Consider the following 10,957-nt stretch of genomic DNA (forward strand, 5'->3'; position numbering starts at 1 on the left):
CAAGGAGTTGGGAAAACTGCAATCGCTGAGGGCTTAGCTGAAAAGATAGTCGAAGGTTCTGTTCCTAGCCAGCTTAAAGACATGCAGATTTTTTCACTCGACATGGGTCTTTTAATTGCCGGCACGCGCTATCGTGGGGATTTCGAGGAACGCCTTAAGGGCGTGGTCAAAGCTTTAGAACAAATTAAGGATTCAGCACTGTATATTGACGAGATTCATACGATTGTTGGCGCCGGGTCGACCTCTGGCGGTTCACTTGATGCAGCAAATATTTTAAAGCCGCTTTTAACTCAGGGCACAGTGCGCATCATGGGCAGCACTACTTTTGAAGAATATAAAAATCACTTCGAAAAAGACCGCGCCTTAGCGAGACGTTTTTTAAGTGTTGAAATTAACGAACCTTCAACTGAAGAGACAATTAACATCCTCAAGGGCTTAAAAAGTCGCTTTGAAAAGCATCACCAAGTGACCTATAGCGAGCAGTCGATAATTAGCGCGGTAGAGCTTTCACAGAAATTTATCACTAATCGTTTTTTACCAGATAAAGCAATTGATGTGCTGGATGAAGCCGGAGCCTTAGTTAGTCTTTCCAATCAGTCAAAAGATCAAGGTAAGAGTGCTCTCAAGTCAACATGGCCAATTGTCAAAGTATCCCATATTGAAAAGATAGTTGCTTCGATCGGGAAAATCCCTCCGCGCACAGTAAGTTCTTCCGAGACCGAGCGTTTAAAAAATCTAGAAGGCGATTTAAAGCGTGTTGTTTTCGGCCAAGATGCTGCAATCGAATCCCTTGCCCAGTCCATTAAGCGTAGCCGTGCTGGCTTAACCGCCGATCAAAAGCCAATTGGATCGTTTCTTTTTGCTGGACCGACCGGAGTTGGAAAAACAGAAGTCGCTAAGCAGCTGGCTCTGACTTTAGGTATGGAACTGATTCGCTTTGACATGAGCGAATACATGGAAAAACACTCTGTAGCACGTTTAATTGGCGCTCCTCCTGGGTATGTTGGCTTCGATCAAGGTGGGCTTTTAACTGAAGCAATTATTCGAAAGCCCTCAGCTGTACTTTTACTCGATGAAATTGAAAAAGCTCATCCAGATATTTTCCATGTGCTGCTACAAGTCATGGATAATGCCACGCTGACTGATACCAGTGGTAGAAAGGCAGATTTTAGAAACGTTATTTTAATTCTGACTTCGAATGTTGGTTCAGATGCGCATAGCACGAATGCTATCGGCTTTAATGAGCAGCAGCCAAAATCCAGCGACCAATCGATTAACAAGATGTTTCTTCCAGAATTTAGGAACCGCTTGGATAAAATTGTAAATTTCTCGCCACTTCAATCTGACATTATTGAGCGTGTAGTTGATAAATTTATCACTGAAATTGATTCGACTTTGGCCAAACGTAAGGTAAGCATCATGCTCACCGCTGAGGCGCGTACTTTAATTGCCAAGCAAGGCTATGATGTGCGTTTTGGCGGGCGCTCGGTGCATCGTTACATTCAAAGCAATATCAAAGATAAGCTTGCCGACGAATTACTGTTCGGCTCTCTCGCTCAAGGCGGCCTAGTTAAGGTTGATGTCAAAGATCACCAACTCGAACTTCATTTCGAACCCCGTAAGAGCAAATTAGTAAGGAAAGGTCTTGGGAAAGAAGGGCGTAGCAGCACTGAAACCGTTGGGTAAAACCTAAAGTCTTTCGTGCCGCTACGCTAGGCGTTGCGATTAGCGTCTGGCTTAGTAGCCTTTCCCTGTTAGCAATTCATCGATCTGCTGAATAGTCACACCGAATTGCGACGATTTCCATTCACTGCCTAATCTGGCTAAAAGAAGTATCCCAGCAGCCTCGATTACCTTGCGGCAAAAGGCAAGCTGCTTGTCAATTTCAACACAGAAGCCTCTTTCGTAAGAAGGTAGACTAGTCACAACTCTACACCAAGTGAGGAGCTGGGAAAGCTGATCTTCATAAGTTCCCGTAGTCGAATTAGCGGCGGTTTCGATCTCATCGAGAAGCGCTTGATTAGTAATCAACAGGTCACGATAGCAGCTTTCACTTTGAGTGATGCGCCGCCTCAGGTCTTCGATGGTGCATTGGATCGTCTGCTCGAGGTCATCCTTCGGCAATTTATCCTTCTCCTCACAAGCGCTGCTCAGTGCTTGACTGGCCTGCTCTAAAAATCCTGCTGAGCAGAGCAAATTGCATCGAACAATGAAAATACAGCACAGCGCAATAGCTTGAGTCGTTCCTTGCCACCTTGCTTCGGCTAAAGCTGCAACGCGCTGCAAGAACTCGAGGCTCTCTTTGAGTTCAGCTTCTGTTGCAAGAGTGCTCCTGCTGTTCTTAGGAGCATCATACTCTGACCCTAATCGCGACAGCCCTACCCTAGGGACGCCAATAGGACTGGCAAGTAGGTTTCTCTCTGAATCTAATCCCACTGCAGCTCGCATTAGTTCGATCGCGAACCCCCACGTCCTTGACTCTTCCATTATTGCGATTCGCAAACCAAAAGCAAACAAAAGATCTGGAATAGTATCGTCGTTGCTCGCCTGCAATTTCACGGTCCCAGCCGAAAGCTGATGGATTAACGCGAGAGCACGATCATGCTCCATCGTTAGAATTTTTTCGACAGTTAACGTCTGAACTGAATTATAGGACATAAAGTCCCCCTTTCGACCGAGTTTTACTGGTCGCCTGAAGTGTAGTTTCTAAGCTTGGATTTGACACCTCAAGTAACCAGTAAGATATCTTAAGATCAAAAGACCAAAGTCGACCGGTAATAAAACCTTAATCACTGCTACGCCCCGAGTTGTAATTGCATTTAGCGTTGACAACTCAAGGCGTAAAATTTTCTTTACTCAGGATAGGAATTTGAAGCCCTTGCGTATACCATAATTAACATAAAAAGTAAGCTCCCTCGCGCGGGTCCATGCATACACCCCTCACCGTCATTCGCTAATTTCAATAAACTCAAAAATTCAAGAATTCATCATAAATTCGAATAGTTATTCTAGAAATAATTCCTCCGACCCTAGCGCTTAACTCTTTTCCAGAAGCTAAGATCTAAAAAGTAGTTGTTGCTCTTTGAAATCTTCAATGGGGTAAGCAAACGCACTGCAAACGCTTCCAATTTCTGGAGGCGTTGCGGTCAAATAAGGTTTTGTCCAAATGCTTCCGTAAAAAACTCTACGGAGGAAAAAATGAAAAATGAAGAACAACTACTCGACATGGTTCCGTCTGTCCTCAGAAGTTTCCTCAAACTCCAGGATTCCGAGGCGACAGGTACGATCGACCGCACAGAATGGATTGAGATGGAGCTTGGCTTTAGAACGGCGCTCTATCAGTTCACGGGTCTACTGGGTGAAGAGCCTTACGTGGGACTTACCGTTGAACACACGCCGATCGGTTATGAGATCGTGCTACATCTCATCCAATCCGGAGGTTCGCGTCGGTCCCCGCGCCTACTGGCACAGAAAACACTGACACTGGATGCGTTCATGCAGGAATTTGGCGACCACGGCGCTGTGCTGATTGAAATCGCGCGCACTAACCAATACTTGCCGCTGGACTGGCTCTGCATCGAGCGTACGGTCGAATGGGAATCCGCTGCACACTTGGCGCAACAAGAATTGCTGCCGACGGTGCTGCGTGGGTTTATTTTCGGCTCACCTGATCCTGCAGAAATTCCAGTTGAAACACGAACACGGAGAAAGGAATGAACTCGACTGATGCTGATAGCGACTCTGCTGCACTAGCAACAGGGTTTGCCTTGGGCGTGTGGTTGTTCACTGGTTTTCCAAAGTCCTAGCACGACTTAAGGTAACAAATGACCGCACGCCCTCTAACCAACTTAGCTTTTCCCGCGCTCTGCATTTTCGACTTCAAGAATCTTATCGCCAGAAAGTCCAAGATAAGCGCTCATCTGCTTGAGTAGCGTCTGATAGTGATTGGGATCAACTAGATTGAGTCGATACTCATTGATGACCTTAATCATCATGTTATCTTTCCAGTCTTCCCAAGCTTCTTTAGAAACTTTTTCGTAAATTTCCTGCCCCAAAGGACCAGCAAATGGAGCTGCCGCTAAGCCTTCGGCTTCTTTCTTTAATTTCACACAGATTACTGTTCTAGACATTTGCTTTCTCCTTCTTTGCCCTTCAGCTATAACAATCACGATATAATTTGTTATCGAATTAAGAGCAAGCTATGGACAAAAAATACGGCATCATCGGTTACCGCTTTGGGTTTGGTGGTTATAAAGCTGGAGCAGAATATGGGCCAGACACTTTACGCGGCGTAAAGTTGGTTGAAAGACTCAAAGCGCTCGGCAAAGATGTTTCTGACCTAGGATCAACCGATTTAAATTTTAATTCACAATCTGCTTGTAGAAATAATATTAAAAATCACGACAACGTCGCTGCCGCGCTACGAGACATCAACAGCCGGACAAAATCAGCACTTGAAGCTGGCTATTTCCCGATCATCCTTGGCGGAGATCACACCGTTAGCCTTGGAACTTACAGTGCCTTCAAAAGTCATTACGCTGGAAAGAAAATAGGGCTACTTTGGATTGACACTCATCCAGATCTCAATACTCCAGAAACTACGACCTCAAAAAATGCCCATGGTATGACCATTGCTTTCCTCACTGGAATTGCCCCTACTCCCTTAATCCCAGAATTTCCGCAGAGCCCGCTTGATTTCAAGCAAATCGTCTACGTCGGCTTGCGCGACATCGACGCGCCTGAGAAGGAATTAATCCGCAAACACAATCTCACTGCCTACACGATGAAAGACGTAGACTACCACGGCGCTGGAAAAATCATGGATCAAGCGCTCTCTCAAGTAATGCAAGGGACCGAGGGTTTTATTGTTTCATTCGACCTTGATGCTGTTGATCCTGCGCTTGCACCTGGCACGGGCACACCGATTCGTGGCGGCCTCACATACCGCGAATCTCATCTGATGGTTGAAATGTGTTATGAAACAGGAAAGATGCTCGGGTTTGAACTTGTAGAATTAAACCCGAGTTTAGATATTAATGACCAGACTGCTGATTTTGGCGCGTCGTTAATTGAATCTGCCGTTGGAAAATCAATTATGTAGGTGCTGCTCGAAAGCAGGCGTATCCGCTCAAAAGTCCTATTTCTTGACAATTTCAGGAGTTAACAGTGATTAGTTCCGCGCAAGTCCCTGAATCTCTTATTGAAAATGTTTACCCAATGTTTATCACCAGACTTCCATTTTTATTGTGGTGCTAGTATAGCACTTGCGCATCTTTTGCTTAGATATTTCTCGAGCAAATGCTATTTATTTGTATCTGGAACGTAGCACTTATAACAGGGGCTAAAACCTTATTCTTTAGTGAGAAGCTTTTAGCTGCAGTTATAATAAATGAAATCCTCTTGATAGAGTTTAATAGAGAACAATATGAATAAGAAGTTACTTGAAAAATTCAAAAAGCAACTACTCATGGAAAAGCAAATGGTTTTAAACCATCTGAGTGAGTTAAAAGACGAGTCTGAACAAAATCTCGAAGAAGGTCCAGGGGACTCTGTTGATATTGCCTCTCTAGAAATCAGTCAGGCTGCAATTCAAAAGCTCGGAACTCGTGAGCGTAAGCATCTTGACAAAGTTGAGCGCGCCTTGAAAAAATTCGACACTGACGAATACGGTGTCTGTGAGGAATGTGGTGAAGAAATTGCCGCGGCGCGTCTTGAAGCCCGACCAATTGCCCAACTCTGCATCGACTGTAAGCGTCTGCAAGAGCAAAAAGAACGTCAATACACTGATGAAAGTGATGATGATGATGATTCTGGCTGGGGTTCTGGCGAATCCGTCTCCATCGACTCTGACGACTAGCTTACTTACTTTTGACCGTCGTCCGTAAGGACGAGAAAGTCATAGGGCGCGAGAAAGAAAAAGTAAGCAAAAAGAAAGCGGTAGGCCTTCTTTTTGTAATTTTGATCGTCATCCGTGAGAACGACAAGTCATAAGGTACAAGAAAGAAAAATTAGTTGGACCTAGTCCATCAAAGGACTAGGTCGTGTAAGCCAGTCGTAGGCAGTGCAAGTTCCACAAATTCTTCACTTAGTAATTCATAGGTCATTGCGAACGAAATGAAGCAATCTCTTCACTTAGCGCGATAAAATGTTGTTTACCGGTGAACAGATTGCTTCGTCACGTTGTTCCTCGCAATGACACGAGACGCAAACAGATTACCGCACTTGCTGTCGTAAGCTCCCAGTGGCTTGAAGCAGCTGCAAGCTACATGCCGTTTTCTTTGATCCAAACTTTCTTTTCGCAAAAGAAAGCCTCTGCGTTAAGCAGTCCGCTATATGGCTAGAAGTGTTCTCGAGTGGTTTGAAGCAGCTGCAAGATACATGCCGTTTTCTTTGATCCAAACTTTCTTTTTCGCAAAAGAAAGCCTCTGCACTAAGCAGTCCGCTATATGGCTAGAAGTGTTCTCGAGTGGTTTGAAGCAGCTGCAAGCTACATGCCGTTTTCTTTGATCCAAACTTTCTTTTTCGCAAAAGAAAGTTTGGTCGGGGTGAGAGGATTCGAACCTCCGACCTACGGTACCCAAAACCGTTGCGCTAGCCGGGCTGCGCTACACCCCGATAAAACGAAGGTGCTTTATAGCTAAAATCATTGAATATTGTCTAGTTTTTATAGTTTTCCAGGAGTTTACATAAGAAATGACTAACTGTAGATTGAGTTGATGAGAAACATCAGAAAAATCATTGTCGCTGTATTATTAATTGCGATTCCTAGTTCTTTTGCGGTGGGAGAAGAGAGCAAGGTGTATACGCTTGGGTTAATTCTACCGTTTACTGGCGAGGGTGCTTCGATTGCAAATTTTACGAAGCGTTCGGTTGATTTGGCGTATAGTGAGCTATCGAAAGAAATGCAGGCAAAGCTTAAGCTGATTTATGCTGATGATTCGATGGACCCAAAAAAATCGATCTCTACGTTCCAGATGATGACAGACCTCCAGGGGGTGGACGGGATTATATGTATGACTTCGGGGATTGGGCATGCGCTTGCGCCGTTAGCGGAGCGCAAGAAGAAGTTGATGATTGACATTGGTGCGTCGGATAAGGCTTTTGCGGTTGGTAAGGACTATGTTTTTATTCACTGGGTTAGTCCGGAGGCGGAGGCGGAGAAGATGACGCAAGAGATTAAGCGTCGGGGTTATCAGAGGATCGCGGGAATTTCTCATATTCAGCAAGGGGTTGAGGCTTATAACCAGGCGTTTTTCTCGATGTTGAAGCAGGAAGGTCTTTATGAGCGGCTTGTTTTTCACGAGCAGTTAGCAGTTGGAACAACTGATTTTAATACAACTCTGACAAAGCTACGGGGTGCTAATGCTGATGCGATTTATCTAGCGGTTTTTTCAGACGGGCTTGCGACAGCATCGAGGCGGATTAAAGAATTGGGGATTGGTGGGGAGATTTTTGGGGCTGAATTTTTTGAAGACGAGCACGTTGTTAAAGCTTCGAATGGGGCTTTATATGGCAGTTGGTATGTGAATGTTGATGATGCGACAGCTGGGTTTGTTAAGAAGTATCAGGCTAGGTATCAAGAATTTCCGGGTCTTACATCGTCGAATGCTTATGATACGTTGAATTTAATTGCGCGCGGGGTTGAGTTGCATGGGAGAGACAATCTTAAGATTGCTGGGAGTTTGAAGACGTTAAAAGACTATCGAGGGGCAGCCGGCGTATATTCTGCGACTGAAGATAATCGCTTTACATTACCTGCGGCGGTAAAGATCGTAGAAAAAGATGCCTTTAAAAAGATCAATTAGAAAAAATAAATTAGAGCTGCCGTGGCCGAATTTAATGCTGAAGCATTGCAAACAATTTCCTGAGACCAAGAACTCTAAAGCCGTGTCGCATTAATTCAGCGTGACTGAATTCGGCGTAGGTTTTTTTTACCTTGGGGTCAAAGAATAAGGGATCGTAGCCAAAGCCCCCTTCTCCGCGGGGTGTGGGTAAAATTTCACCTGGGACAGCGCTGCTAACTGTTTTCTCGCTGCCGTCAGGCAAAATTAGCACTAAGAATGAGACGTAGCGGGCAGTAATTTTCGAATCAGGAGTTCTTAAGGGTAATAGTTCTTCAAGTAAGGCCTGATTGCGATCGGCATCTGTTGCGCTGGGGGGGAGGTTTTTTAATCCTCGGTAGCGAGCTGAGAAAATCCCTGGTTTTCCGGACAAGGCGTCGACTTCTAGACCGCTATCATCACCTAGGACTGCAAGATCGTGACCAAGTTGTTGGGTGCGTTGATAAACTGTTTGAGCTTTTTTTCTGGCGTTACCGAGATAGCTAGTTTGATCTTCTAGAATTTCTATTTTCTCGTTAGGGAATATATCTCTGAGGTCGAGCACTTGTATGCCAAATTCTTGAGCAACTGACTTAACCATTGCTGACTTACCGGCGCTACTGGAGGCAAAGATAAAACTTTTAAGCATTGATGCTGCTATTATTCTTTAATTGCTCGGTCTTGGGCCTGATAGACTTGGTCAAGGGCAGTAAAGGCAATATTCACCAAATTATTAAATTGATCGAGCTTGAGTGCAGCTCGTTCAGCTGTGCCTTGGACTTCAATCAGCTCTCCGCTGCGATAGGCGACAACATTCATATCAAATTCAGCTTGGGAATCTTCGAGGTAATCGAGATCAGCGACGAGATTGCCGGCAACTTGTCCAACTGAGATTGCTCCAACTTGTCGAAGTTGAACGGCGTTTTTAATTTTACCTTCGGCTTTAAGTTTTCTGATTGCGCGGGCAAGAGCAACCCAGGAGCCAGAGATTGCTGCTGTGCGCGTTCCGCCGTCTGCGCAAATTACATCACAATCAATCTTAAGGCTGACATCGGGGATTGATTTTAAATCAATGGATTGACGCAGTGCCCGGCCGATTAAACGCTGAATTTCTTGTGTTCGGCCGGATTGTTTACCAGTTGCCGCCTCGCGTGAGGAGCGTGTGTGGGTAGAGCGCGGAAGCATTCCATATTCAGCTGTAATCCATCCCTCTCCTCGCCCGGCGAGCCATTTTGGAACTTCAGATTCAATGCTGACTGTGCAATGCACTAGAGTATTGCCGAATCGAACTTCAGCGGAGCCTTCGGCGTAGGGATTTACATCGGGGCGGATTAAGATTTCACGAGTGGCAGTAGAGTTTCTGCCGTCGGCACGAGTTTTTTGGGACATCTTCCTCTCCGTTAATAAAAGAAGTAATGTGAGAGTGCGTTTTTACAGACTAAAGAGAGAAAACTCAATGTTGCGCCTATTTGTAGTTATTTTATTGATCACGCTAGCATCATCCAGTCTGAGTGAAGACCGTGCTGATGATTTATATCGCTGGCAAGACAGTTCCGGGCAGATGGTATTTGGGACCAAGCCTCCAGCCAATGCCCAGAAGCTAGAAAAACTAGAGAAGCAGACCATCACCCGTTATTCATCTAAAAAGTTAATTCAAGCCTATCAACCTGGCCCAACAACTGAACCGATTGTCGAGAAAGACGTGTTGCTAAATCAAAATTTAGATCCGAATAGCGAAACTCCTCAGGAGGTAAAAAAGACCCCTCTCGAAGAGCAACCCCCTACTGAGATCTCAAGTCCAGATGAAAAGAACTTCGACCTCAAAGCAACATTAACGCCAGGAAAAACTAAAATTACACATGGCAACCAGAATGAAATTACTTCCTGTAAAGTGAATGTGAAGAACAACAGCAGCATTGCGGCGAATAAAGTGTTAGTGATGTTTGAATTTGAAGACGGCACAACAATCTCTGCAGCTGGCCCGGAGAAGGTAAGCCCAAACGAGGAAGCTACCTATTATATTCCGCCGGACAAGTTACCTGTGCGCATCGAGCAGAAAAAGCAAGCTGGAATTTCATATCCAGCAAAGCCAAAACCCAAAATCACAATTCAAGTTGGAGCATAATTAATGAATATTTTAGCTTTCTCAGGGAGTCTGCGTTCAGCCTCTTATAATCAGCTTTTGGTTGGAGCGGCGGCGCGTGTTGCCACTGAATTTGGCGCAACTGTTCAATTAATTTCATTACGCGACTATCCATTGCCGATTTTTAGTGAAGACCTAGAGAAAGCTGAACCGCCGAAAAATGCTCAACTTTTAAAAGAGTTCTTTATTAATTCGCATGGATTTTTAATTGCCTCGCCTGAATACAATAGTTCAGTTACTGCTGCGCTAAAGAATGTAATTGATTGGGTTTCACGGACCGAAGCAGGCAAGCCACCTTTGGCGGGATTTAAAGGTAAGACTGGGGCATTGTTGAGTGCCTCGACTGGTGCGCTTGGGGGCTTGCGCGGATTAATTCACTTACGAGCAATTCTTGGCAACATTGGAGTTCATGTTTTGCCGGATCAGTACGCGTTGGGTAAAGCCCAAGAGGCATTTAATCCGGATGGAAGTTTAAAAGATGAGAAGGCGATTACTGCAGTCCGAAATCTTACAAAGTTTTTCTGCGATGTCACCAGAGCGCTTCACCGTTTAGCGTAGCAAGCTATTTACATAGTTTTCAGTAGCTCAGGTCGCGGGCAGGACAAGCTCCTCAATCTATTCACTTAGTAATTCATAGGTCATTGCGAACGAAGTGAAGCAATCTGTTCACTTAGCACGATTAAATGTTGTTTACCGGTTAACAGATTGCCACACCTGCCAGTGCCAGGCGTGGCAATGACGCGAAGAGCAGTGTGAGTCATCTACAGCTCCAAAGAAAGTCGATACAGAGCAAAAATAATGAATTGGAAACTTCGATGTTAGAGTTTGTCGGAGCAAGGACATAGGTGAATCAAGTGGATTCCTCAATGACGCGAGAAACTAATCAGGTCTGGCATTTTGGACAATAGTAAGTGCTGCGCTGGGCTTGCACTAAGCGTTTTATTGGCGTCTTACAGCGCTTGCAGGGCAAGCCGGCGCGGTCGTAAACGCGTAA

At 45.0% G+C, this 10,957-nt stretch carries 12 protein-coding genes and 1 tRNA gene; 7 read left to right on the forward strand and 6 right to left on the reverse strand.

Annotation, left to right across the window (positions count from 1 at the left end):
• Positions 1–1,686, forward strand: a 1,686-nt coding sequence (locus tag JNK13_06550) for an AAA family ATPase (protein ID MBL7662394.1), incomplete at its 5' end; no start/stop codon positions are given.
• Between the two features lie 51 nt (positions 1,687–1,737).
• On the opposite strand, the gene JNK13_06555 is transcribed toward JNK13_06550, so the two are convergent.
• Positions 1,738–2,658, reverse strand: coding sequence for a hypothetical protein (locus JNK13_06555; GenBank protein MBL7662395.1), 921 nt, complete (start codon positions 2,656–2,658; stop codon positions 1,738–1,740).
• Between the two features lie 567 nt (positions 2,659–3,225).
• Here JNK13_06555 and JNK13_06560 point away from each other — a divergent pair.
• Positions 3,226–3,717, forward strand: a complete 492-nt coding sequence (locus tag JNK13_06560; protein MBL7662396.1) for a hypothetical protein — start codon at positions 3,226–3,228, stop codon at positions 3,715–3,717.
• Between the two features lie 131 nt (positions 3,718–3,848).
• Here the strand turns inward: JNK13_06560 and JNK13_06565 are convergent, their stop codons facing one another.
• Positions 3,849–4,130: an oxidative damage protection protein gene (locus JNK13_06565; protein MBL7662397.1), complete on the reverse strand. Its 282-nt coding sequence runs from the start codon at positions 4,128–4,130 to the stop codon at positions 3,849–3,851.
• A 71-nt stretch (positions 4,131–4,201) separates the two neighbouring features.
• Here JNK13_06565 and rocF point away from each other — a divergent pair, with 71 nt between their 5' ends.
• Positions 4,202–5,101 (forward strand): arginase, encoded by a 900-nt coding sequence (gene rocF, locus JNK13_06570; GenBank protein ID MBL7662398.1) that lies wholly within the window; start codon positions 4,202–4,204, stop codon positions 5,099–5,101.
• A gap of 324 nt (positions 5,102–5,425) precedes the next feature.
• Complete coding sequence (locus tag JNK13_06575) at positions 5,426–5,857, forward strand: TraR/DksA family transcriptional regulator (GenBank protein MBL7662399.1); 432 nt, start codon at positions 5,426–5,428, stop codon at positions 5,855–5,857.
• 680 nt (positions 5,858–6,537) lie between these two features.
• Here JNK13_06575 and JNK13_06580 read toward each other — a convergent pair.
• A tRNA-Pro gene (locus JNK13_06580) sits at positions 6,538–6,615 on the reverse strand.
• A gap of 101 nt (positions 6,616–6,716) precedes the next feature.
• Between JNK13_06580 and JNK13_06585 the strand changes: the two genes are divergently transcribed.
• Entirely contained in the window at positions 6,717–7,805 is a 1,089-nt protein-coding gene (locus tag JNK13_06585; protein ID MBL7662400.1) for an ABC transporter substrate-binding protein, read from the forward strand.
• 31 nt (positions 7,806–7,836) lie between these two features.
• On the opposite strand, the gene JNK13_06590 is transcribed toward JNK13_06585, so the two are convergent.
• Entirely contained in the window at positions 7,837–8,469 is a 633-nt protein-coding gene (locus tag JNK13_06590) for a non-canonical purine NTP pyrophosphatase (protein MBL7662401.1), read from the reverse strand.
• Between the two features lie 11 nt (positions 8,470–8,480).
• Positions 8,481–9,209 carry a ribonuclease PH gene (gene rph / locus JNK13_06595; GenBank protein MBL7662402.1) on the reverse strand — a complete coding sequence of 243 codons (729 nt, stop codon included), beginning with the start codon at positions 9,207–9,209 and terminating at the stop codon, positions 8,481–8,483.
• 67 nt (positions 9,210–9,276) lie between these two features.
• On the opposite strand from rph, the gene JNK13_06600 reads away from it, so the two are divergent.
• Together JNK13_06600 and JNK13_06605 are read left to right on the forward strand one after the other, a co-directional pair.
• Positions 9,277–9,945, forward strand: a complete 669-nt coding sequence (locus JNK13_06600; protein MBL7662403.1) for a DUF4124 domain-containing protein — start codon at positions 9,277–9,279, stop codon at positions 9,943–9,945.
• Between the two features lie 3 nt (positions 9,946–9,948).
• Positions 9,949–10,521: an NAD(P)H-dependent oxidoreductase gene (locus tag JNK13_06605; protein ID MBL7662404.1), complete on the forward strand. Its 573-nt coding sequence runs from the start codon at positions 9,949–9,951 to the stop codon at positions 10,519–10,521.
• A 325-nt stretch (positions 10,522–10,846) separates the two neighbouring features.
• Here JNK13_06605 and JNK13_06610 read toward each other — a convergent pair.
• Positions 10,847–10,957, reverse strand: a 111-nt coding sequence (locus tag JNK13_06610; protein MBL7662405.1) for a DNA-formamidopyrimidine glycosylase, incomplete at its 5' end; no start/stop codon positions are given.

Source organism: bacterium (assembly GCA_016786595.1).
In the GTDB taxonomy this organism is placed as follows: domain Bacteria; phylum Bdellovibrionota_C; class UBA2361; order SZUA-149; family JAEUWB01; genus JAEUWB01.